Genomic DNA, 22,297 nt, shown 5'->3' on the forward strand with positions numbered 1-22,297 from the left:
GTTACGCCCCCCTTTTCTTAAGAATGACGCCCTGCGTAGTCTGGATATTGTTAACGCCGTCTCCGACAGCTACGAATTCGGCTTGCAGATTCGTTTCCTTAATTACATCATGCATCCAACGTCGAAACGCTTCTTCCCCCATCTCCCACTTATGATCGTCATGCCGGAAATCGCTCAGCTCGTAGTAGTGGTTAAAGTCGGCGTTGGGTGTTGTAATGATGAGGTTGTCAAAATCGACATGTGTGCAAATTTGAAGAATCAGTTGCTTGGCCTCATCCTGACTCATATGCTCAATGACCTCTGTCAAAATCACATCAACCTGCTCCCCATTGTAGCTTTCCAGGAACTGATTAATCGAGCCGAATGTGGCGATGTTGTCGATCTCTTTGGACTCCGCTTTACGCAATACCTTCTCCAGCACCTCTTCATTGATGTCGACAGCATAGTAGCTGCCTTCGACCTTTCCCGCAAAAGAAATCGCATAAAAACCTTCTCCGCATCCCACATCCAAAATCGACTTGTCGAAGGCCAGAACGCTTCCGATATAATTTCTCCGCTGGAGAGCCGTGCCCCCGTAGGCGAATTTAATATCGTAGCGGTCAGTTTTCTCAAGCTCCGCTTTGTATTTTTGAAAACGGCCCTTGGTGGACAAGAAATTTCGCACAAAGAGGCTGCGAATATAAAACGGCGCATCAATCACATTCATGCTCTTGATGTACTTATCCAGTACGCTGTCCGAGATATCAATATATTCGTTTCCGAACATCGAGAGGAATAAGCACAATACACTAACGGCATGTAACAGATGATACAGGCTCCTCTGTGTCGTAACTGTTAGAGAGTAGCTCTTATGGGCTTGATGGGTGACTTCGAAAGTAAAATCCTTCAGGTGCTTCTCAAAAAACTCGATATACCGGACCAGCTCGATATGTATCATATTAATGAACAAGGTATGCTCGTAACCGTCAGTGTCCCGTTCGTCCTGGGCCTTAAGCGGCGTAGAGAAAAATTCGTTAATCGCATTCAGCGGAAATAAGGGCGTGTTGTACCTTGATACATTCAAATATTCGAAGTTCTCATTTTCGTGCTGTTTATAAGAGATCTCATTATCCGCATCTTTAAAATACACATTAAAGGTCTGCTCATCCGTATACCAGCCGTATGCCATGCCCCTGCGGATCGAGCGAAGCATCATGCCGGAGTTCGGATTTTTCTTAATTAAAAACGAAAACTGCGGGTTGGTGGATCTGACTTGAACGATTGCCATCTTCATCTACTCCTAAATTACAAATTGGGACCTTGAGCGGGTAACCATCCATGAGCCTCGATGATCACGACCTCTGATCATATTTTCGCTTACTTATATGCAATCGAACAGGGTAAAAGTATTACGAGCAGGGAATAGAAAAAGCCGCTCCTGCTGACACAGAAGACGGCTCGTTGTCTCTGATGGTACAGGAAGCGGCACAACTTCATTATGTATTAAAATCCAGTATGTAAAAGTATTATTACTTTTTCTTGGAAGGTCTCCATTTGAAGCCGCAGTTCATACAGCCGTTGATAATCTCACTTCTCCCCACGAGCCCGACTAAAATGCTAACTGGTAGTGCTAGAAAAAATGAAATCCCCCCCAAAGCAATGAAAATTTCGAGAAATGCTCTTGGAACATCGCCTACACTGTACGTTAAGGCAAGGCTGGTCAAGCCAACAGCCAATACGCCAATAAGAATCATAATAACAAGAGTTTTGAACATGTTAGCAAAGCTGTAACCTTTCTTGTTAGCTACTACTTGCTGTGACTTGCATTTGCGGCAAACAACCGCATTTACATTTTTTACAGTGTTCGATTGGCTTCCCGTTCCCCTTGCTTGACTGACAGTCCTGTTTGCTTGGGGACTAGCCGCCCTAGATTGACCGCTACCAGCCCTGTTAGCTTGGGCGGGCGTAGACCTATTGGCCTGATTGGATGTAGTTCTAGAATCACGTTGCACTTTTTTCGATTCCCTCCTGATAAATGTATATAGGTATGAAGAACTGTTCGACAAAGTTTTCCAAAATCCTCCTTACAACCTTTAAATTGTTTTTCGCACCTTATCCCTTTCTTTATTCTCCACGAACCTGGTATTTGAACCAATCAAAGCTGGCAGGATGCTCAGCTTTTTTTCCATTTCCTGTAGCATACAGGCCAAAATAAACTCCTGTAAACCCTCCTGCCACTTCAGTAGCCAGCAGGCTGCTTTCTGCATACCCCAAAGAGATCAACTGCTCTTCTTGCGAGTTACGATAAGAAAATATATATCCTTTCCGGGCAGCGCGGATTTCCAATATTATACTTCCCCCATCATAAGCTCGTTGATCTGCCACCATCCAAACAGAGCCTACTCTTTTACGAAATAAAACAGAACGCTGTCCATCAATATTCGTGAGTGCAATCTCATAATGATGGCGTTCATTCATATACACGGTAAGCCCTGCCTCCTCATTCCATCCGGGGTCAAATTCAAGCAAGGCCGAGATGGTGCAAGCAAAATGCTGTTGACGGCAGGCTACTAATGCCGGAGAGTCTATATCATTTAACGTTACTGCAGATCCATTCAATGTCAGCCATCCTGGACGTGACTGAAGAGACCAGTCCGAAGGATTGGGATTACGCAAGAAATTCCAGCGATCATGCAAATTTGGAGCAGTAAAATGATCAAACCTATCTCTATCAGGAAGCGATCCCGAATAAAAATCAGGGCCTTCCATTTCAGTCTGAAGCTGTGCATCTATCCCGATAACCGGCCAACCCTCTTGTGACCAGGTTACTTGCGCCAGACAGGTCTCTCTCCCCAGATGATGTCTTCTTGATACCGGGCGAATCCCCAGCATAACCGCCCACCAGCTTCCGTCATGAGCCTGTACCAAATCTGCATGTCCTGTTGCCTGGATCAGATGCCCGGTGCTGCGATGACTCAAAATGGGATTGTTAGGAGCACTTTCAAAAGGGCCAAACGGGTTGCTGCTGCGTGCAATAGTAACCATATGCCCATACTCCGTACCGCCTTCAGCAAGCATCAAATAGTAGCTGCCATTAATCCGGTATAAATGCGGGCCTTCCGGGGACTTCCCTCCTGTCCCTTTCCAGATCAATTGACGATAAGATAATAACTCCCCCGACTTCAAATCAATTTCCGCTTGATAAATACCTGCTTCTTCACTTGAAAACTCATTGGTTCCTGTTACATATACGCGCCCATCTTCATCAAAAAACAATGAAGGATCAATGCCCGGCCAATTCAGCAAGACAGGATCAGACCATGGTCCAGACGGATCACTCGCACGCACATAGAAATTTTGAATACCCCCGCCAGCCGTTCCATGAACAAGTGACGTAATCATATAAAAATAACCATCATGATAGCGGATCGTTGGGGCAAAAATCCCCATGGAGCTATCCAGCTTAGAGAGCTGCAGCTGCTCGGGACGTGTTAAGCAATGTCCGATCTGCCGCCAGTTCACCAAGTCACGGCTGTGAAAAACAGGAACACCGGGGAAGTAATGAAATGTGCTATTTACCAGATAATAATCTGCCCCCACTCTACAAATACTAGGATCAGGATAAAAACCCGGAATAATGGGATTCTCAAATTTCATAAAGACTCTCCTTGTTAGTAAGGCATCACCTGTAGTGCCTCTGCAAATTGATAACAAATAGAATAACCGAAAACGCAAAAATAAAAAACAGTGAAATGGTCAATGAAATGAAGGGATTTGGTCATTATGAAAACGTAATCATACCGCTACAATCTAAACTATCAATAGTTATTGATCTTGCAAACGTAGGGGGAAACAACATGACAACCAAACAAAATATAAAGGATTACAATAACCTTGCCAGAACGATTCTGGACAAAGTTGGTGGAGAGGAAAATATACAATCCCTGACCCACTGCATGACCAGACTTCGTTTTGTACTAAAAGATGAAGCAGTAGCAGAAACAGAACAGCTAAAGCAAACAGAAGGCGTTATCAATGTGTTGCAGGCCGGAGGACAATATCAGGTCGTTATTGGAACTCATGTAGAGCATGTTTTCAATGCTGTTGAGACGGTAAGGGAACACAACCACAAAACAGAAGAAACTGGGGAACAGAAGAGCGAGAAAAAAGGGCTGTCCTTAATCCTTGATACAATATCCAGCATCTTCCTTCCTGTTATGGCAGGTATGATGGGAACCGGTATCCTAAAGGGGATATTGGTGATGTGCACGACATTAGGCTGGATGTCAACCGAGGGTGGTACTTATGCTGTTTTATATGCCGCGGCAGATGCATTCTTTTATTTCCTGCCACTGATTTTAGCAGTTACCTCTGCCAGAAGATTTGGCGCAAACCAGTTTGTGGCAATGGCCGTTGCAGGTTCATTCCTTTATCCTAATTTAGTTTCTTTATATAATGCGGGAACGGCAATTTCCTTTGTAGGAATTCCGGTGAAATTGATTAATTATGGTTCATCCGTTATCCCTGTAATTGCTGCAGTCTATATTTTAGCCAAGCTGGAAAAGTTCTTAACAAAGATTATGCCTCAGCTTGTAAAAGGTATTTTTGTACCGTTGTTAAGCATCATAATTATGGTTCCTGCTTCTCTATTAGTCATTGGACCGTTAACAGGTATGCTTGGAGATGCTGTGGCAGCTGGCTACACCGCTATGTATGAATTTATGCCGCCTGTTGCAGGTCTGATTTTAGCCGTACTTTGGCCAATCCTTGTTATCTTCGGCGCGCACTGGGGACTTGTTCCAATTGTCATGAATAACTTCTCTGTATATGGCTATGATACTTTGCTTCCTGTTACAGTGGGTACTAATTTTGCAATGGGCGGAGCCGCTTTGGCAGTATGCTTAAAAACGAAAAATAAGTCATTAAAAGAACTGGCAGGTTCATCTGCATTTTCAGCGCTTGTAGGGGGCGTGACAGAGCCGGCAATTTATGGCGTTAACCTCAAATATAAAAAACCGTTCTATATTGCATGCGTCAGCGTAGGCCTGGGTGGAATTATTGTTGGATTGGCGGCGGCGCAGTATCCGGCAATGATGACGATTAGCTTATTAACCCTTCCGGCTGTTGGAGTTCTAAAAGGCGGTATTGCCATGCTTGCAGCAGCCGCCATCGGATTTGTTGGCGCATTTGTGGGAACCTACTTCTTCGGCTTCAATGATAATATGCTGGATAAATAATAAAGATACGAGGACAGGAGTATGAACGAAGCGCAATTATTGAACTTGATGAACACGCTCTCTATCGAAGAAAAGATTGGACAACTGATACAATTATCAGGAGATTTTTTCAATACAGGCGCAATGGCTGTTGGACCAGCGCAAAAGCTTGGCATAGACAAGGAAATGGTTCAATTCACCGGGTCTGTCTTAAATGTATTAGGCGCAGATAAGGTAATAGCAATACAAAGCGATTATTTGAAAAATAGCCGGCACAACATCCCTTTATTATTTATGGCAGATATTGTGTATGGCTATAAAACAGTGTTCCCTATCCCCTTGGCATTAGGCTGTAGCTGGAATCCTGAAATGGTAACCTTGTGCAATCAGATTACAGCAAAGGAAGCATGCGCCTCGGGTGCGCATGTTACCTTTGCACCGATGGTCGATGTTGTCCGTGATGCCAGATGGGGACGTTGTATGGAGTCCACGGGGGAAGATACTTACTTGAACAGCTTATTTGCAAAAGCTATGGTTCAAGGCTTTCAGGGAGATTTTACGCCGGGAGAAAGTCTGGCTTCCTGTGTCAAGCATTATGCTGCTTATGGGGCGCCTGAGGGAGGCCGTGAATACAATACGGTTGATATGTCGGAAAGAAGGCTGCGTGAAGAGTATTTACCGCCGTATAAAGCAGCAGTAGATGCAGGCTGTGAGTTGGTTATGACCTCCTTTAACACCGTTGATGGAATTCCTGCAACAGCAAACCAATGGCTGATGGATGAGGTGCTGCGCAAGGAATGGGGCTTCGAAGGCATTTTAATTACGGATTATGCCGCAATTGCAGAGCTGGTTGCTCATGGAGTAGCAGAAGATGACAAGGATGCCGCCAGACTTGCAATGGAAGCCGGTGTCGATATTGATATGAAGACATCCTGTTATTCCAACCAGCTCAAGCCGCTATTAGAGGAAGGCCGTATAAGCCTGCAAAAAATTGATGAAGCCGTGCTTAGAGTATTGAAGCTGAAAAATAAGCTGGGATTATTTGAAGATCCTTTCAGAGGCGCAAGTGTCGTTAAGGAAGAAGAAATGAATAACAGCTTTGAGAGCAAAAAACTTTCCAGACAAGCGGCAACTGAGTCATTAGTATTACTACAAAACCTGAACCATACTTTGCCGTTAACGAAGGAGCAGAAAATCGCGCTTATTGGACCCTATGCGGACAGCAAGGATTTGAACGGTTTGTGGGCGGTCTATGGAGATAAGAGCCGGGTTATTACGTTAAGGACGGCATTCGGGGAAATTTCAAATCCCGGTCACTTTAAGTTTACACAGGGCTGTGAATTGCTGGAGAGCTATGAGGGGTTAGGAGAATTTGGGGATTATGCAAAGGAAAAAGCACTGATTAATACTGAAGAAAAGAAAGAAAAAGAACTCCATCAAGCAATTGAGCTGGCCAAATGGGCAGATGTCGTTATTTTTGCTATGGGAGAGCATACTTTCCAGAGTGGAGAAGCCGGAAGTAGAACAGATTTAACTCTGCCCAGCATACAAACCGCATTTATGGAGCAAGTTCTTCCTTGGGTTAAGAAATCCGTACTCCTCCTTTTTAACGGCAGACCGTTGGTGTTAACGGACATTATAGGTAAGGTGGATGCGATATTAGAATGCTGGTATCCTGGCACAGAAGGCGGACATGCCATCGTAGATTTATTAATGGGATATTCCAACCCCTCGGGCAGATTAACGATGAGTTTTCCCTATGCAGTAGGTCAGATTCCGATTTATTATAATGCTTTTAACACAGGGCGTCCGCAAAAGACCTCCACACATAGCACCCGATTTACTTCCCGGTATTTGGATTGTCCGAATGAACCTTTGTATCCGTTCGGGTATGGATTGTCTTATCATACTGCTGAATACTCCAATTTGCAGCTAAGCGGCTCCGTGTTACGGTCAGGAGAACAATTGGAGGCAGAAATAGAGGTTCATAATAGAAGTGAAATGTGTGGAGAGGAAGTTGTACAGCTCTACATTCGTGATATGGTGGGCAGTGTTGTGCGGCCGGTAAAGGAACTGCGGGGCTTCCAAAAAATTCATCTATCGGCAGGAGAACGAAAAAAGGTACGCTTTAATATTACTGAGGATCTGTTGAAATTCCATACAAAGGAAATGAAATATGAAGCAGAGGAAGGACATTTTGAGGTTTATGTGGGAAATCATTCAGAGCATTATTTAACCACAGCTTTTCGATTTGAAAAGAACTAATTAAACTGTGCAACTGTTTTGTATATAAAAACAGTTGCTTTTTTTTGCAAACCAACAACACATTAATTTATAATTGGGAGCAACAATATTGCGGAGGAGAAGTACGATATGAATCCTCAAGATTTAGATAAATCTTTGCGTGAATTAACAGAAAATGAACTTTTATATCGTCAGGGAATCTCTTCTCCCAGCTCTAACCCGCTTGATTATGTTTATATGTTCAAGGACAGAAAAAGAGTTGCAAAATTATTTTTCCAGCATTATTCGCAATCCTCTATACGCTCCCCTAATATTATCGTGAAGAAGCATTCTCGCTTCCGGTCGTATCCTCTGCATTTTCATGACTGGATCGAGATTAACTATATGTACGATGGCTCTTGTACGCAAATCATTAACAATCATTTATATTCTCTGCACAAGGGGCAAATTCTGCTTGTTGACTCGGATACCGTTCATACGATTGAGCCGCTTGGAGAGTCAGATATTCTCATTAATATTGTGATCAGGAAGGAATACTTTAACAGCAACTTCTTTAACAGGCTTGCATCAGACAGTCCTCTTTCCAGCTTTTTTATTAATTCCATTACAGAAGGCACCTCCCATGACAGCTTTATTCTGTTTCGCTCGGAAAACAGCAGAAGGCTGCCAATTTTCATAAATGAATTTTTTTGCGAATGGTTTGATCCCTCCCTGCGTTCTGTTGAACTGCTGGACTCTTTGTTTTCACTAATCATGATGGAACTAATCAACGTATACGAGAACGATATTGCCAAAGAGGACAGCCGGCTCAAAAAAAATCCTATTGTCCCCATTCTGCGATATATCGAAGAAAATTACAGAACCTGTACGTTAAACTCCACCGCTGCTTTTTTTAATATTAATGCCAATTATCTGTCTTCACAGCTAAAAAAATATACAGGAATGACCTTTATTGCACTGCTTCATGAACAAAAAATACGCTTCGCAAAAACACTTCTAATTAACAGTAATATGAGTGTGACTGAAGTAGCGAATTACGTCGGTTATGAAAATGTCAGCTTTTTTTATAAAAAATTCAATTCCATCTGCGGCTGTTCGCCAAAGGAATATAGAAGCAGTTAGAGGACTACCGCCCCGATTATGGGGCTTTTGTTGTTTAGTCCAAACAAACCGCTAAATTGCGTCATAAAATGATTGGAGTGTACACTTTTTCGTTTTAAGGGGTGACAGTAATTAAAATGATGGAAACAAACAGAAATCAAATCAAACAGAAAAAAGTCATTGGGATAGGTGCGAGACGAATTGTATTTGATCTTGGTAACGGTAATGTAAAGAAAGTTGCGAAATCAAATGACGGGATAAAAAGCAATAAGAGGGAAGTAATCACATATCGTTCATCTTCGCCTTCTATAAGAAAGCATCTTGCCAAGATTATTGACTTCGAGAATGGATTTAAATGGGTAATAATGGTAAGGCATGATCGAAAGCTTCCGAAATCTAAAGAATATAAAAAGAAGCTTTATGGACTAAATGCGAAATTTAGAAAAAATGGTATTATTCCATATGAGACTCTAGCTCGTCAGGGCAGACCAAATTATCAAAATGTGCATTTGAAGCAAAATGGAGAAATTGTTGTAATTGATTATGGTAATTTTAGATTCCGGGGTAAAAAAGTATAGGTACTACAAGGGGCATAATCGTTAGCCCCTTTCTAATCCGTCAAGGTGCCCTTTGGACCATGTTTTAATTTCATTAATCTCACCCTTTGACAACCCCAGTGTTTCAAGGAAAATTGTATGCTCCGAGGGCGAAATCTGCTCAAAAAGCATATGCCATTTTTTTGATTGGTCTTCATCAAAACCGGATGAACGCATGAGCATCATCCATGTACTCATATTTATCAGTTCGGAGGTTCTTAGGAGATCATTATTCTTTAACATGCTTGCTATATAATTTTGCTGCGCTTTTAATTTTTCGATGTCATTATTGATTTGGTTAAATCTGTCCACAAGAATTTTATAATAGCCAATCTCTTCATATTCGAGTAAATGTTTAATTTCTTCCAACGATATTCCGGCTTGTCTGAAATTTAATATTCTCTCAAGCCGCAATGAATCACTGTCTGAATACAGTCGATAATTTGCTCCTGTTCTTTCCGCAGGTTTGAGTAATCCGATTGAATCATAATAGAGCAAGGTGCTCCTTGATATTTTGTACATTTTGCATAAATCACTTATTCTTAACAAATTGAAGCTCCTTTCAACAAAATTTTTATTGACCTGTTTATAGCTTCATAGTTTATTTTCAGTATATAAAATGAAAGGGGAGAATCAAATGAAAAACGCATTGCGAAAAAAGTTCACGCATACTATCCATGTAAAGGGGGATTGTCAGGCAGTCTTTAAAGCCTTTTGCCCTGAAGCGGAAAAGAAGTGGGTTCCTGACTGGGAGAGCACAATGCTTTATTCTAAATCGGGAATAGCTGAAAAGAATTGTGTATTTACAACCACGCAGCAAAATACGCCTGAAACCGTTTGGGTATGTTCCATTTACAACGTTGGCAGAGAGGTCGAATATGTAAGAATTACCCCCGGACATCTGGTATCAGTCATAAACATAACAACCAAACAATTAGGTGAAGATACTGAATGCACAGTGAAATATGTTCATACTGCGCTTACTGCGGTCGGGACCCAATACATATTGAGCCATCTCTCAGAAGAGCAATTTATAGCACAAATAGTATCATGGGAAACAGCGATTCCAATTTATTTAGGAAAATAGATTTGAAATACCATACCACCAAATGTGTGAACCTTCAGGGTGATATAAAATAAAATCAAACTGAAGGTTTTTTATATCTAAGAAAAATTATTTATGAAGTGGCCATGTTCAAATATTTTTGCAGCCCATCCTTTGCAATTGGGTTACTTGTCCAAGCATCTCGAACTCAAGACTTTGATAATTGGTCTTATAATCCACATCCTGAATACATATAAGGGCTCGATCTTCTGAATTGAGGTCATGTGTTGTACTATAAGGTACGTTAGCTGACTGCAAAAATAATCTTTGAAGTAAGAACTTTATGCCGGGATAAGTTGACAGCTTGATATCCCATATTTAATGGGGTGCTTTCCAATTCAAGTACAATTACCGTTTTTGAATTGAATTGCTTCGCCGATTCCTGTATCAACTCTAAAATTTCGTTAGTTTCGAGGTTCATGTCCGTCCTCCTTTAAAGAGAGCCTTTAATAAAGGCGGCGTAACTATTGTTGTCAGTATGACAACTATAATCACTGAAGTAAAATATTTTTGACTTAATAAGCCCGACTCTAAACCAATAGCCGCTATGATCAATGCAACTTCCCCGCGTGAAACCATACCTGCTCCAACAACAGTAGAGGAACGCCAGTTAAATCCAGTTACTTTTGCCCCGAGCCCTGCTCCTAACCATTTGGACAGAATAGCTACAATTGCTAATCCAATAATGATTAGTATTTGGGACATGAATCCTTCAAAGGTCACGGATAGTCCGATACTTACAAAAAACACGGGTACAAAGATGGCATAGGCGATGGGTTCGAGCTTCTGTTCAACTTCTTCTTTGAAATCAGTCCTGGAGATGGCAATACCTGCAGCAAAAGCGCCAATAATTCCTGCCACTCCGAAATATTCCGCCATGTAAGAAAAAAATAAGCAAATGACAATTCCAATACTGATGACCGATTCCGTAATTTTGAGCGGGGCAAGCTTACGCATAACCCACGGTACAACCTTCCAGCCAATGCCAATGACCAGTGCAAAGAATATTACCTTCTTTAACAACACCAAGCCCAGGTTAATCTCTTCCGTTGATACAAAACTCATAAATACCGCTAAAGCTACAACAACAAGAATATCATCGACCAGCGCCGCCCCTAGAACGGTTGTGCTCTCGCGGCTCTTTAATTTCCCCAGCTCCTTAAATGTCTGAACAGAGATGCTTACAGAAGTAGCAGACAATAATAAGCCAAGAAATATCGCGTGGGAGCTTTCCAGGCCAATAATGATTCCAGTAATGTACCCGAGCCCGAGAGGCAACAATATACCTCCAACAGCTACTGCTACAGATGAATTGCGGTTGTTATTTAATTCCTTAATATCTGTCTCCAATCCTGCAAAGAACATCAATAACAAAACACCGATATTGCTAAAAGAAGAAATTAACTCAGACGGCTGAATCCAGCCCAGTATAGCAGGACCGATTACAACACCAATAATCAGCTTCCCAAGTACCGACGGTTGCCCTAATCGTACTGCAACATCACCTGCAAGCTTAGTGCTCAAGATGATAACCAACAATTGTAAATAGAACTCCATTTTCTTTTACCACCCTCCCGCATGCCCGTAAAAACGCAGAAAGAGCCTGCTTTGAGCAGACTCCACCGATTCATGCAAGTATTTAATTGATGTTCGTAGTATACCACAATGATTGTAATTTGCCCATCCTCCGCTCAGAGCGAATAAACCTCACCTTAAGTTTTCTTGACAAAGTAATAGATCACGTTTAAAGTGTATTGCATCTAAACAGTATTGAAACTATACACTTTGGAGGGAAAATATGAGAGATTACACTTTAGTCTCAAAAACAATGGAACAGATCATTTATCTATATATGCAAACGGAGAAATTATCGAGGGATTACAACTCAGGTATCTTACTTACACAGGTAGAAATTCACACGATAGAAGACATTGGAAACAATGAAGGGATAAACATCACCCAATTGTCGCTTCTAAGGCACAAAACAAAAGGTGCAATATCACAAATGATATACAAGTTAGTTAATAAGGGACTAGTGATAAAAAGCATTTCTGATCATTCTGACTCTGAGGTGACGCTCAGATTAACCGAGCTTGGGAAAGTAGCATATGAAGGACATAAGCAATATCACAATACTGCTGATGATAAGATTTTCGAAAAGCTAAGGGATATGGAGGAAAGCTCATATAATGATTTGGTTGAAACCCTGCAGTTATTTGCCAGCTTCCTAAATGAAAGATTATCAAACGAAAAAAATATTTAAGAACATTTCACGAAAGAGGAATACATATGCATAACAAAAAAGTAGTAGCCGGTGCTATAGCTTGTATTATTATGATATCTGCGATATTGGGAATTTCAATTCATATGAACACAGGAAAAGATTATATTGATAAATTAGTTAAGCAATATAGCCCTCAAGGAGCTGCAGTTGTACTAATAAAAAATGGATCAATTTCTGAAATAAGAAATTATGGCTACGCTAATACGGATAATAAAATCCCAGTTACGGAAGCGACACGCTTTAAAGTTGCATCTATTTCCAAAACTATAACAGCATACGCTGCCATGAAATTAGTAGATGAGGGCAAATTAGACCTGGACAAACCAATAAATACATATTTGACCAGTTGGAAGTTACCTGATACTGAATATAACGAGGATAAGGTAACACTTAGAACGCTTATGTCTCATACCAGCGGTATTACCGGAAGTGACGAAAATGGCTATCAGCAGCCATTGCCTGTAATTGCTGAAGCGTTAAAGGAAAAAAACATTAAATTAAAACGAGAACCGGGAACAGTTTTTGAATACTCTGAGTTTGCAGGTTTTGGAATCTGTCAGTTAGCAATTGAAGAAGTCACAGGTACAAAGTTTGAAGATTATATGTCAAACAATATATTTCAACAATTAGGCATGAAAAATACAGATTATAAAAATGAAAACCTAGCCACTCCATATGCCGGATTTAGTAAAGGGATTGAAGTAACTCCAATTGTTATGAACGGTGGCGGAGGTGTTTCCACCACAGCACAGGATCTGGCCCGTTTTGTGATTGGATTGATGAATTACTATAACAGCGGGAATAAAGAAATGTTTAAACCGCAGGAAAACACAAGCAGTACGGCAGGTATCTATGCTTTGGGCATCATCCCCAGAGAACTGAAAAATGGATTAACAGTTTATGAGCATAATGGGACATTAACCGGTTGGAATGCACAATTTGCCTTTGAGCCATCTAGTCAGAATGGCATGGTAATACTTACAAATTCGGATAAGGCGTATTATTTGACGTATGGATTAATGGAACAATGGGGACAACATGTCATTGGCGAAAAGGTTATTGACCAACAAATGCAACAAATCAAACAGTTGGTTAATTATGTAACCCTCGCTTTACTTTTCGTCCTCATACTGCTTATTGTTGCATTCATTATTAAAATCAAAAAAGGAATTATTCGCTTGCGGAAAACGCGTAAAAAACGGTATATCTTATCTTCAATAATTATCTTTATCCTTGGGATCTTATATTATGTCTTCATGTATACTGAGTTGCCATTTAAGTTACTATTCCAAATGGATAATTATTATTTATTCACGTTCTTTCCTCTCAATTTTTTATGGGTAAATATTATGCTAGCACTAATCGCAGTATTTACTATTTTCAGAAGCGGATACGGGAAATAAACCCGGCTCCCTGTTTTCCAATAAGGCAAAAGCGCAAAAATAAAGACACTGCGGGGAGTGATTCCCGAGTGTCTTTTTACGCTGGCAATTATTTAGCTAACGAAAGCTCCATATTTATCTCCTTGCCCTGGCCATTATCATGGATACCAAGCTATTCTTCACTGAATGCGGCCGATTATAGAACAGAAATCAATAAAACATATGGCAGTAAAGCAGACAAGTTTCTCAGCATGTATGCAGCTACTGATAATGCACAGGCACTTCAATCCCAATTATCAAGCGGTACAATGCAATGGTTTGGTTGGCATATGTTTACTTGGGCTAATCTTCAAAGTCAGCTATGCTCTTCCAACGTATACCTCTATCATTTTTCCCATATTCAGCCGGGTAGCAATACCATGGAACAACTAGGTGCTTTTCATGGTTCTGAAATTGCTTATGCTTATGGAAATTTAGATAAAAACAAGCTGGCATATACGGATTATGATTATAAGTTATCTGACACCATGTTATCCTACTGGTATAACTTTGCTGCTACAGGCAATCCAAATGGTGTTGGTTTACCAACATGGGGTGCTTTTAATTCGGATAATGAAAAAACCACACTGAAACTCGGCGATCAAGTTGAAATGATATCTACACCTAACAAAGATAAAATCAACTTTTTTGATGAATATGAGGCCTCTATTCGATAACAAAAGCAATGCTTTTCTCATCGAGAGCATCTGATCATTCTGCTTGATCAGATGCTGGCACTGCCCTACAGCTTATCTATTAGAGTATTCCAGGTCAGCTCAAGAACCCCTGTCATGTTGTGTGGTTCATTTGAAATATAGGTAATAACGGCATTCTTATCTGGAAGCATGACAACATATTGACCATATAAACCGTCCATTCGATATGAATTAGGATAGGAGTTCATCCAGATTTGATATCCATATCCCTGCTGATGGTCAGCGGTTGCAAAGTCTGGGGTGAAATCTTTGGTTTGAATTTGGACAGATGTTGCCTGTTTGATATAACTTGAAGGAATAAGCTGCTCACCTTGCCAGACTCCTTGATCAAGAATTAATTGTCCGAATCTGGATAATTGCTCTGCCGTTAAATATAATCCTGCAAATCCCTGCGGGATTCCCTTTGGACAGGTATCCCATTTAGGTTTCGGTATATCCAATTGCTGAAATATTCTTTTATCTAAGTAATCATTTAAGTTACTCCCTGTAGTCAGGGTTATCATTTTTGAAAGCATGTACGTTGCAGCATTGTTATACGTAAAATGAGTCCCAGGCTCAAATACAACCGGTTCTTCAAAGAACAATTGAGAAATATCCCAACTTGTATCACTTCCCCAATCCGCCTTAAATACCGGGCATTCTGCGTGTCCAGTTCCCATGCATAGCAAATCATGTATAGTCATCTTTATTAAATATTCATTTAAATGTACATGTGGAAGATCAGGAAAAAAATCTATAACATAGTCATTCATCTTGAAGTAACCCTCACTGATGGCAATCCCAACTGCCATTGAAGTAAACGTTTTACTTACTGACCACAAAGGAGCAGGCTTTTCTTCTTCAAAATCATATTTGGCTATGATCTGACCCTCTTGCCTAACTAGAACATTTAGCACCCGAAGGTTTTGACTTTTTACGGACACTATCAAATCATTTAGCAATTCATTGTTCATTGTAATCATCTCCAAGTTATTTGCTACAGCTTCAGATATTGGTTATATCCTCCTGATTAATTTTATTGTATCAGCCGACCTTTATAATACATATCCCGACTTTATCTATATTCAATCAATACCAAATATAAGGAGGGCCCTGGAATTAACCAAGCCCTCCTCATATTCAAGCTCTAATATACAAACTGGAGACGGCATGTTGGAGCCACGGATGACTTCATCCGCCGTTTGTTAGCCTTCTTACTCTGTTACTGTATATTGGTTCTCATTCATGGTATTATACTGTACATTTAGGATCATTTATACAGGGCACTCTTTAAGGCTGCGTGGTATTCTTTTATAAATTTCCCGCTGATCGCGGCAGAAGGAAAGTACTCTTCGAAGCCATGAAAACATCCGGGGTACAAATGAAATTCTGTTGGCACACCGGCCTGCGTTAGCCTTAGTACATAATCAATGGTTTCATCGCGAAACGGATCCAAGTCACCTACACATGTGTACGTGGGTGGAAGCCCTGACAGATCGGTTGCACGTGCCGGAGCGGCATATTGGGATACTTCACCTGTTACTCCTAAATACATTTCCCAGCTCAACTCTGTTTTTGCTTTGCTCCATACTCTGTCATCCGTTATTTCATGGCTGGACTTGGTCATGCTCCGGTCATCCAGCATCGGATAAAGCGGCATTTGGAATAGAATAGAAGGACCGTTTCGATCTCTTGCCAAAAGGGAGAGAGCAGCTGTTAATCCACCGCCGGCACTGGGGCCCATTACTGCGATTCTGGATGAATCGGTCCCCAGCTCCTCAGCATTTTCGGAGAACCATTTGAGTGCTGCGTAACAATCTTCGAGCGGAGCCGGAAAAGGATGCTCTGGAGCCAGCCGATAATCCACGGATACGATGACGCATTCGAGTTCCGATACCAGCTGCTGCAAGGCAGGGTCCATCATATCCGCGGAACCAAGGATATAGCCGCCACCATGAATGTATAGAATGCCCGGAAGGGGTCCCTTCTTCACTCCCGGTTCGTATATCTTGATCCGGACCTCCGGGTCCCCAACTGCGCCGGGAACAACTCTCTCTGAGGTCAGAACCGTATCATTAACGGGCAACGATGCTGCCACACCGGCTACAAACTCATGCATCTCTCTCCTTTTGGCTGCTAGATTCTCCCGAGTGTACACAACCTCCGGTAAAGCGGAGAACATATCTTTAAGTTCTGGATGTAATCTATCTTCCATTTTCCAACCATCCTTTGTGATGCAGAGTCATCAATCGTCATTGAATGTCAGCCCTGGCTATTTCGCCACGCCGTTTGCCCCAGTAGATCCCGCATGGCTGCCATGTACTGTTCTTCAGACTGGGACCATCTCAGTTTTGCCGTTTCTTCCGCATCCGGACCTGCGAGATAGCGCAACCGATTAGAGAGATCGCACGCAGCGGCGTACACCTGATCTGCAACCTGGTTCTCATCCGCATTATCAAACGGATAGTTCATCATGGAGTTCATCATATGATCATAATAAGACTTGTACGCTTGTGGAATGGATACGTCTTGGGTGGCAGCCATGGTGTTCGACGTGAAATTCGTGGTTCGCATGGCTCCGGGTTCCACCAGCTTGACGGAGATATTTTGCGATTCCAGCTCGTACGACAGAGATTCCGACAGCCCCTCGATTGCATGCTTGGTCGCGACATAGACCGACAGGAGCGGATTAGATGCAAAGCCTACGTTCGAAGTGATATTGACGATGGTTCCACCGCCTTGTCCGCGAAAATATGGGGTAATCGCCTGGATGACGTTCATCACACCGAAGACATTGGTTTCGAAAATCCCGCGGACCACATTCATGGGTGTTGCTTCAAATATCGAGAGGATGCTGACTCCGGCGTTGTTCACGACGGCGTCGATCCGGCCGAATCTGGCAATCCCTGCCGTAATCGCCGCCTCGATGGTGGCGGGCTTAGTAACATCAAGCCCGGTTACGAAAATCCGCTCGGGATATTCCTCTGCCAAGGATCGGTCCGGCTTACGCATCGTAGCAACCACGTTCCATCCTTCATAGGCAAACTTCTTTGCTGCTGTATTTCCCAATCCTGTCGAACTCCCGGTGATCAACACCGTTTTGGTCATTGAATACCCTCCTCTTAATCTTTTTAGTTGTTTCTCAATTAGCTTACCGGGTTAAAGCGGCTCTAAGTCAACTCCAAAGTTCAATCCTTATAGGCAAAGGGGATTATGGACCGGAGGCGAGCTCAGATTGTAAAATAGATGAAAGTAACTCTAACACTCAGGTAGGCGGTGAGGGTATCTTATGGCTTATACGATTAAGGAAATTGTGAAAAAAACGGGCATTACCCCGTATACTTTGCGTTTTTATGAGAAGGAAGGCGTATTGCCTGCTGTTGACCGGGATGCTAACGGGGTCCGCAAATTCAGCGAACACTACGTCGATTGTGTTGAGATGGTTCAAGCCCTTCGTTCAACAGGCCTGCCTCTGGCAGAAATAAAACAATATGTTGAGTTGTACAAGAGCGGGGACCGTACACTGCACCTAAGAAAAACGATGCTGGTCAGCCAAAAAAACAAAGTGGAGGAACAAATTGCACGACTGATTAAAACGCTGGAAAAGCTCAATTACAAGCTGGCGTTAATTGATGCCCAAGACAATAAATTTGACAGGCTGCCCTGATATCATATTTCTTTGTGATGCTGATTTTGCCACTCTTTTTTTAACAAGGCATAGAGAAAGGTATTTTCATATTTGGGTGTTCCGTCTCCGTTTTTGGTAAAAGAAATAAATTCCAGCATGCAGCCTTCCTGGCGCATGCCCAGTTTTTGGCATAATTTCTGCGATCTGAAGTTGTCGTCTTCAACATACGCATACAGCCTTCTTGCTTCTTTTTGCATAAAGAGGTAGTCCAGCAACGCTTCTGCACTTTCACATGCAAATCCCATTCCCTCATATCTCACGTTGAAATTCCAACCGACACTGAACGTATCGGGTTCTTCTTTCATACAGAACAGGTCTCCGATGAGGGAGTCGTCCTCTTTAAGGCAGACTGCAATATAAGAATCATCGCCGCTTCTTTTTTCAGCCTCCAGGGAAGCCTCCTCCAGCGTACCCATTTTCCCATCAAGGAAGCAGTTCACTCTAGGATTCATGGAATACTCCAACAATCCCGGAGCGTCGGCCGCGCAGAAATTTCTTAATACCAGCCGGTTTGTTTCGATCTTTTGCATAAATTTTCTTCCTCTCTTAACCTTGAATTTAGAGTTGTACAGAAGCAATAGATGATAGTATAAACTGTATAACGGCTATACAGTCAACTCAATTTTCACGGGAGGTTGTCATGCATCATAACGACATGCTATCCATTAGCACTTTTTCCGAATTGTCCGATGTAACGCGCAAAACACTCATTTACTATGATCGTATCGGTCTGTTCAAGCCGGCCTTTGTTGCCGACAACGGATACCGCTATTACCATCGCAGTCAGCTGGATACGATTGGCGTGATTCATATCTTCAAGGAACTGGGCATGTCGCTTGAGAACATCCGGGAGCATCTGAACGGCCGCGCGCCTGCCAGTACGCTTGGGCTTCTGCGCAAGCAGGAAGAGATTCTTCAATTACAGATATTGAAGCTGGAGCAAGCGAAGCAGATGATCATTCGGCGGGCCGAGCATATCGAGCATTCAATGAATATTGATACAAGCCGGATGCACGTGATTTGGCAACCCCGCGTTCCGTTGCTGCTTAGCCGCCGGGTTCATGCTTCCAAGAAGCAATTTCCCGAAGAGCTCTGGGAAGATTTTCGACAACGCCTACAGAAGGAACATGCGCCGATTGGTTATCCCAACGGTGTGATCATCCCCAAAGAGGATTTGCTGCGCAGAGACGGAGATGCCGTCTCCCATATGTACAGCCGCATGACCACTCGTTATGTTGAGCAGGAATATATGCCGGAAGGCTTCTACTTCGTTTCTTATGCCAGAGCGAACTATGGAGATACCGAGAAGATCTACCCGCGAATCTTTGATGCCATTGAGCAAAATCAGTATGTAGTCATTGGCAATGCTTACGAGGAATATTTACAGGATGAGGTTGTCCTGCAACATGCAGAGGAATATCTGGTCAGAGTTATGGTGCCTATCGGGAATCCTGGCTGAAGCAGAACCAAGAGAATGGTTACTAATGGGGTTGATATTACGTTAAAAGGAACCGGGGATCAGTTGGTGCCCGCTATAAAGCCCTATTGTTCAAATTGAACAATAGGGCCAATAAGCACAGCATCATTGCCTACCCTTTATTCCGCAACTCTTTTCAGCTCAAATGCTGTTGCCTCTAATACCAAGATCAGTCTGTCATCGTTAACATCCAAAAACCTTACAGGTATAGCAAGTCCAGTAGAAGAGTCAGATACACCTAATGCTTTTACTTCATCATTTATCTTCAAATCTGGCAGATCCATTTTATCTACTCTATAAAAAGAATCTGTGTTATAGTGTATCTCTTCTATATGATAGAGCGGATTTTCCAGTTCATATTGATAAACAGCATAATTTTGTAACCCTTTTGATGAAAAGAAATCTTTATTGATGATAATTTCATCACCAATAACCTTTTGCCCTGTTGGATATTCAGACGCATCATTATATGAATTTGCGAATCCTAACAGTTTTTCAACCTTCCAAGTTCCATAGAAAAACTTCTTAGTTTCACTATCCAAATCCATCCTTCCTACAAAAGGTTCAGATGTATTCCTTGGAATACTATTGTCCTCTTCTTTTACAGCATTATTACATCCAACCAAACAGGAGGACAATATAAACATGATCAGTAATAATCCCAATTTCGTCTTCATCTTAGACTCTAAGCGAGCCACGGAATCCCCTGGCGCCATAGTAAGAATCCGCACCGTTATGATACACAAAGACATGTCCAAAACGGAAATCAGCAAAGATTGCACCGCCGAGCTTTCGGATATCGGAAGGTGTTTTTATCCAGCTTGATGTTTTCGTATCGAAGCTTCCAAGCTTCTGCAGCTCCCGATATTGTTCTTCGGTAAGCAGCTCAATGCCCATATCCGCCGACATTTGAGTGGCGCTGTTTTCCGGTTTATTTTGTTTCCTGGCGTTCAGGGCTTCGCCGTCGTAACAAATACTTCTGCGGCCTTTAGGGCTTTCTGCCGAGCAGTCATACAAAATGTATTCTCCCGCCTCTTCATCATAGCCAACCACATCCGGCTCACCGCCGGTTCTTTCCATCTCATGAATGGACCATAATTTGTCATGGTTAGCTTCCAGCTTTAGCTGCACTTTGGCCCATTCCAATCCCTCGTGGCGATTCATGTTTTTCTCAAAACGGGCTTTTAACACTCCCAGCAGAGCTTCATTTTGTTCTGGTGATAACTCCCTCTTTTCATTTACCACAACAAAACCTCCTTAATTCCTGTACCTTTATTCCCCTTATGCCAATGCTAACTACAACGTTTCCGTACTAAGCGTGAAGCCCTCGATCACGACTTCCTCGTCAACCTCAATCATGATGCAGCGTTTCCCTTGATAATTTACCTGCTTCACATATCTTAAATCTTGCGGGCTGATTGAGATGGTGGCCACCTTCGTATCTATCTTGATCGATTTTGTAGTATATTTCGGTATAACGCTGCTCGCCTTCATTTCGTAGAACTTATCGTCGATGACCGTTTCGAAAGCCAGCTCCACCTTTTCAGCCGTCACGTTCTCTACGCCGCTTGCTGCCAGGACGCGTTCCACATCTTTGTAATCCAGCCTGGGCGGTTCTTCCTCCCCTTCGCCACCTTCGATGACCTGCTGGATTTCCTCATACACCTGAGCAAGTGTGGTTGTATCAAGCTGTTCTCCCGCCACTTCCTTCACGATCTCTTCGAAGAAGCTTCTCTCTTCCAAGGCGGTTACAGATCTTTCCGCATTCAACACCTGCTCGATGAACTGCGGATCCGGATAATTCGATTTTCCCGTACAATATAGAATGCGGTTCACATCCGAATAGTTGTCCGTTACACTCGGATAAAAGAACCCCTGCTCCGGCGAACTCAATTTGACAATCGGATCGACGATAACATTGTACTTGAATTCCCTCTCCACATAATCGAACATGAGGTTCTTACGCTGCTGCTCCGTGGAATTTACGCTGCACAGAATGAACGGATGCGCGAACATCTCATCCTTCCCGCTCTCTTCGGTTTCTTCATTCCTGGCCTTAGTCGGCCGGTAATACTGCCCGCGAACGAAAGTGACTACCGTATCCTTCTCATACTTGGTATCTACCAGCATTTTATCCACCAGCATCAGCATCAGGTCCTGCCATTCTTCAGCATCACCTGTCACCAGGCCTTGGTGGAGCATTACCCGCGACGGCTCCTCCGCTTCCTCCTGAAACTTCAACTCGAACAGCTTATGGTCGAGCTCACCGGTGAGCAGTTTTTTGAAATTGCCCATATACAGCTCCTGCTTCTCTCTGTCCACGAGGCCAAACGGCAGGCGCTCCCAATGATAGATCTCGCTAGTCTCCTTCATAATATACACGTTAAGAATATCAAACAGCTTGAGCATTTCATGGTCCAGCTTGAATTGCTTGCGAATGTGCGCGACTTCTTTCTTATTCATAATCGGTTCTGCAGCTCCTTAGAAGTGT

The 22,297-nt window shown here is 42.5% G+C and carries 24 protein-coding genes; 11 read left to right on the forward strand and 13 right to left on the reverse strand.

Annotated features, from left to right (window positions below; translation table 11 throughout):
* Position 1: 1 nt before the first annotated feature.
* From AC0LWN_RS25190 to AC0LWN_RS25200, 3 genes are all read right to left on the reverse strand, one after another.
* Positions 2-1,267, reverse strand: coding sequence for a class I SAM-dependent methyltransferase (locus AC0LWN_RS25190; RefSeq protein WP_474670236.1), 1,266 nt, complete (start codon positions 1,265-1,267; stop codon positions 2-4).
* Between the two features lie 241 nt (positions 1,268-1,508).
* Entirely contained in the window at positions 1,509-1,991 is a 483-nt protein-coding gene (locus tag AC0LWN_RS25195) for a hypothetical protein (protein WP_474670238.1), read from the reverse strand.
* Between the two features lie 112 nt (positions 1,992-2,103).
* Positions 2,104-3,636, reverse strand: a complete 1,533-nt coding sequence (locus tag AC0LWN_RS25200) for a glycoside hydrolase family 43 protein (RefSeq protein ID WP_474670240.1) — start codon at positions 3,634-3,636, stop codon at positions 2,104-2,106.
* A 200-nt stretch (positions 3,637-3,836) separates the two neighbouring features.
* Here AC0LWN_RS25200 and AC0LWN_RS25205 point away from each other — a divergent pair, with 200 nt between their 5' ends.
* From AC0LWN_RS25205 to AC0LWN_RS25225, 5 genes are all read left to right on the forward strand, one after another.
* Entirely contained in the window at positions 3,837-5,216 is a 1,380-nt protein-coding gene (locus AC0LWN_RS25205; RefSeq protein ID WP_474670242.1) for a PTS transporter subunit EIIC, read from the forward strand.
* A gap of 21 nt (positions 5,217-5,237) precedes the next feature.
* A complete protein-coding gene (gene bglX, locus AC0LWN_RS25210) occupies positions 5,238-7,460 on the forward strand; it encodes a beta-glucosidase BglX (RefSeq protein WP_474670244.1) in 2,223 nt (740 codons plus the stop codon).
* Positions 7,461-7,568: 108 nt separating this feature from the next.
* Complete coding sequence (locus AC0LWN_RS25215; RefSeq protein ID WP_474670246.1) at positions 7,569-8,561, forward strand: AraC family transcriptional regulator; 993 nt, start codon at positions 7,569-7,571, stop codon at positions 8,559-8,561.
* Positions 8,518-8,616, forward strand: a complete 99-nt coding sequence (locus AC0LWN_RS25220; protein WP_474670398.1) for a hypothetical protein — start codon at positions 8,518-8,520, stop codon at positions 8,614-8,616. The genes AC0LWN_RS25215 and AC0LWN_RS25220 overlap by 44 nt, the downstream gene beginning before the upstream one ends.
* 61 nt (positions 8,617-8,677) lie before the next feature.
* On the forward strand, positions 8,678-9,118 hold the full coding sequence (locus AC0LWN_RS25225) for a hypothetical protein (protein WP_474670248.1): 441 nt from the start codon (positions 8,678-8,680) through the stop codon (positions 9,116-9,118).
* Between the two features lie 21 nt (positions 9,119-9,139).
* Here the strand turns inward: AC0LWN_RS25225 and AC0LWN_RS25230 are convergent, their stop codons facing one another.
* The gene (locus AC0LWN_RS25230) at positions 9,140-9,685 is read right to left on the reverse strand and encodes a MerR family transcriptional regulator (protein WP_474670250.1); all 546 of its coding nucleotides are present in this window, start codon (positions 9,683-9,685) and stop codon (positions 9,140-9,142) included.
* Positions 9,686-9,773: 88 nt separating this feature from the next.
* Here AC0LWN_RS25230 and AC0LWN_RS25235 point away from each other — a divergent pair, with 88 nt between their 5' ends.
* A complete protein-coding gene (locus AC0LWN_RS25235) occupies positions 9,774-10,223 on the forward strand; it encodes a hypothetical protein (protein ID WP_474670252.1) in 450 nt (149 codons plus the stop codon).
* 262 nt (positions 10,224-10,485) lie between these two features.
* Here the strand turns inward: AC0LWN_RS25235 and AC0LWN_RS25240 are convergent, their stop codons facing one another.
* Positions 10,486-10,662 carry a hypothetical protein gene (locus AC0LWN_RS25240; protein ID WP_474670254.1) on the reverse strand — a complete coding sequence of 59 codons (177 nt, stop codon included), beginning with the start codon at positions 10,660-10,662 and terminating at the stop codon, positions 10,486-10,488.
* A complete protein-coding gene (locus AC0LWN_RS25245) occupies positions 10,659-11,798 on the reverse strand; it encodes a cation:proton antiporter (protein WP_474670256.1) in 1,140 nt (379 codons plus the stop codon). Before AC0LWN_RS25245 ends, AC0LWN_RS25240 begins: the two co-directional genes overlap by 4 nt.
* Positions 11,799-12,039: 241 nt before the next feature.
* Here AC0LWN_RS25245 and AC0LWN_RS25250 point away from each other — a divergent pair, with 241 nt between their 5' ends.
* From AC0LWN_RS25250 to AC0LWN_RS25260, 3 genes are all read left to right on the forward strand, one after another.
* Positions 12,040-12,504 carry a hypothetical protein gene (locus tag AC0LWN_RS25250; RefSeq protein WP_474670258.1) on the forward strand — a complete coding sequence of 155 codons (465 nt, stop codon included), beginning with the start codon at positions 12,040-12,042 and terminating at the stop codon, positions 12,502-12,504.
* A 26-nt stretch (positions 12,505-12,530) separates the two neighbouring features.
* Positions 12,531-13,928, forward strand: coding sequence for a serine hydrolase domain-containing protein (locus tag AC0LWN_RS25255; RefSeq protein WP_474670260.1), 1,398 nt, complete (start codon positions 12,531-12,533; stop codon positions 13,926-13,928).
* Positions 13,929-13,996: 68 nt separating this feature from the next.
* On the forward strand, positions 13,997-14,623 hold the full coding sequence (locus AC0LWN_RS25260) for a carboxylesterase family protein (RefSeq protein WP_474670262.1): 627 nt from the start codon (positions 13,997-13,999) through the stop codon (positions 14,621-14,623).
* A gap of 65 nt (positions 14,624-14,688) precedes the next feature.
* On the opposite strand, the gene AC0LWN_RS25265 is transcribed toward AC0LWN_RS25260, so the two are convergent.
* The 3 genes from AC0LWN_RS25265 to AC0LWN_RS25275 all read right to left on the reverse strand — a co-directional run bounded on the left by AC0LWN_RS25265 (position 14,689) and on the right by AC0LWN_RS25275 (position 17,749).
* A complete protein-coding gene (locus AC0LWN_RS25265) occupies positions 14,689-15,615 on the reverse strand; it encodes a serine hydrolase domain-containing protein (RefSeq protein WP_474670264.1) in 927 nt (308 codons plus the stop codon).
* 296 nt (positions 15,616-15,911) lie between these two features.
* Positions 15,912-16,856, reverse strand: a complete 945-nt coding sequence (locus AC0LWN_RS25270; RefSeq protein ID WP_474670266.1) for an alpha/beta hydrolase — start codon at positions 16,854-16,856, stop codon at positions 15,912-15,914.
* Positions 16,857-16,903: 47 nt separating this feature from the next.
* Positions 16,904-17,749, reverse strand: a complete 846-nt coding sequence (locus tag AC0LWN_RS25275) for an SDR family oxidoreductase (protein ID WP_474670268.1) — start codon at positions 17,747-17,749, stop codon at positions 16,904-16,906.
* A gap of 181 nt (positions 17,750-17,930) precedes the next feature.
* On the opposite strand from AC0LWN_RS25275, the gene AC0LWN_RS25280 reads away from it, so the two are divergent.
* Positions 17,931-18,308 (forward strand): MerR family transcriptional regulator, encoded by a 378-nt coding sequence (locus AC0LWN_RS25280; protein ID WP_474670270.1) that lies wholly within the window; start codon positions 17,931-17,933, stop codon positions 18,306-18,308.
* Between the two features lie 2 nt (positions 18,309-18,310).
* Here AC0LWN_RS25280 and AC0LWN_RS25285 read toward each other — a convergent pair whose 3' ends face one another.
* Complete coding sequence (locus AC0LWN_RS25285) at positions 18,311-18,859, reverse strand: GNAT family N-acetyltransferase (protein ID WP_474670272.1); 549 nt, start codon at positions 18,857-18,859, stop codon at positions 18,311-18,313.
* A gap of 110 nt (positions 18,860-18,969) precedes the next feature.
* Between AC0LWN_RS25285 and AC0LWN_RS25290 the strand changes: the two genes are divergently transcribed.
* On the forward strand, positions 18,970-19,788 hold the full coding sequence (locus tag AC0LWN_RS25290) for a MerR family transcriptional regulator (protein WP_474670274.1): 819 nt from the start codon (positions 18,970-18,972) through the stop codon (positions 19,786-19,788).
* 137 nt (positions 19,789-19,925) lie between these two features.
* Here AC0LWN_RS25290 and AC0LWN_RS25295 read toward each other — a convergent pair whose 3' ends face one another.
* The 3 genes from AC0LWN_RS25295 to AC0LWN_RS25305 are packed head-to-tail and all read right to left on the reverse strand — an operon-like array spanning position 19,926 to position 22,269.
* Positions 19,926-20,483, reverse strand: coding sequence for a hypothetical protein (locus AC0LWN_RS25295; protein ID WP_474670276.1), 558 nt, complete (start codon positions 20,481-20,483; stop codon positions 19,926-19,928).
* 1 nt (position 20,484) lies between these two features.
* Entirely contained in the window at positions 20,485-21,051 is a 567-nt protein-coding gene (locus tag AC0LWN_RS25300) for a DUF4256 domain-containing protein (protein ID WP_474670278.1), read from the reverse strand.
* A 51-nt stretch (positions 21,052-21,102) separates the two neighbouring features.
* Entirely contained in the window at positions 21,103-22,269 is a 1,167-nt protein-coding gene (locus AC0LWN_RS25305; protein ID WP_474670280.1) for a DUF4317 domain-containing protein, read from the reverse strand.
* Between the last annotated feature and the right edge of the window lie 28 nt (positions 22,270-22,297).

It is taken from the genome of Paenibacillus sp. sgz302115, from assembly GCF_056120445.1.

Bases quoted from the DNA above. Each gene is read 5' to 3' on its own strand.
- AC0LWN_RS25275 (WP_474670268.1), bottom strand. From the start codon at position 17,749: ATGACCAAAACGGTGTTGATCACCGGGAGTTCGACAGGATTGGGAAAT.
- AC0LWN_RS25190 (WP_474670236.1), bottom strand. From the start codon at position 1,267: ATGGCAATCGTTCAAGTCAGATCCACCAACCCGCAGTTTTCGTTTTTA.
- AC0LWN_RS25295 (WP_474670276.1), bottom strand. From the start codon at position 20,483: ATGAAGACGAAATTGGGATTATTACTGATCATGTTTATATTGTCCTCC.
- AC0LWN_RS25215 (WP_474670246.1), top strand. From the start codon at position 7,569: ATGAATCCTCAAGATTTAGATAAATCTTTGCGTGAATTAACAGAAAAT.
- AC0LWN_RS25280 (WP_474670270.1), top strand. From the start codon at position 17,931: ATGGCTTATACGATTAAGGAAATTGTGAAAAAAACGGGCATTACCCCG.
- AC0LWN_RS25245 (WP_474670256.1), bottom strand. From the start codon at position 11,798: ATGGAGTTCTATTTACAATTGTTGGTTATCATCTTGAGCACTAAGCTT.
- AC0LWN_RS25305 (WP_474670280.1), bottom strand. From the start codon at position 22,269: ATGAATAAGAAAGAAGTCGCGCACATTCGCAAGCAATTCAAGCTGGAC.
- AC0LWN_RS25205 (WP_474670242.1), top strand. From the start codon at position 3,837: ATGACAACCAAACAAAATATAAAGGATTACAATAACCTTGCCAGAACG.
- AC0LWN_RS25225 (WP_474670248.1), top strand. From the start codon at position 8,678: ATGATGGAAACAAACAGAAATCAAATCAAACAGAAAAAAGTCATTGGG.
- AC0LWN_RS25255 (WP_474670260.1), top strand. From the start codon at position 12,531: ATGCATAACAAAAAAGTAGTAGCCGGTGCTATAGCTTGTATTATTATG.
- AC0LWN_RS25250 (WP_474670258.1), top strand. From the start codon at position 12,040: ATGAGAGATTACACTTTAGTCTCAAAAACAATGGAACAGATCATTTAT.
- AC0LWN_RS25240 (WP_474670254.1), bottom strand. From the start codon at position 10,662: ATGAACCTCGAAACTAACGAAATTTTAGAGTTGATACAGGAATCGGCG.
- AC0LWN_RS25200 (WP_474670240.1), bottom strand. From the start codon at position 3,636: ATGAAATTTGAGAATCCCATTATTCCGGGTTTTTATCCTGATCCTAGT.
- bglX (WP_474670244.1), top strand. From the start codon at position 5,238: ATGAACGAAGCGCAATTATTGAACTTGATGAACACGCTCTCTATCGAA.
- AC0LWN_RS25265 (WP_474670264.1), bottom strand. From the start codon at position 15,615: ATGAACAATGAATTGCTAAATGATTTGATAGTGTCCGTAAAAAGTCAA.
- AC0LWN_RS25270 (WP_474670266.1), bottom strand. From the start codon at position 16,856: ATGGAAGATAGATTACATCCAGAACTTAAAGATATGTTCTCCGCTTTA.
- AC0LWN_RS25235 (WP_474670252.1), top strand. From the start codon at position 9,774: ATGAAAAACGCATTGCGAAAAAAGTTCACGCATACTATCCATGTAAAG.
- AC0LWN_RS25290 (WP_474670274.1), top strand. From the start codon at position 18,970: ATGCATCATAACGACATGCTATCCATTAGCACTTTTTCCGAATTGTCC.
- AC0LWN_RS25285 (WP_474670272.1), bottom strand. From the start codon at position 18,859: ATGCAAAAGATCGAAACAAACCGGCTGGTATTAAGAAATTTCTGCGCG.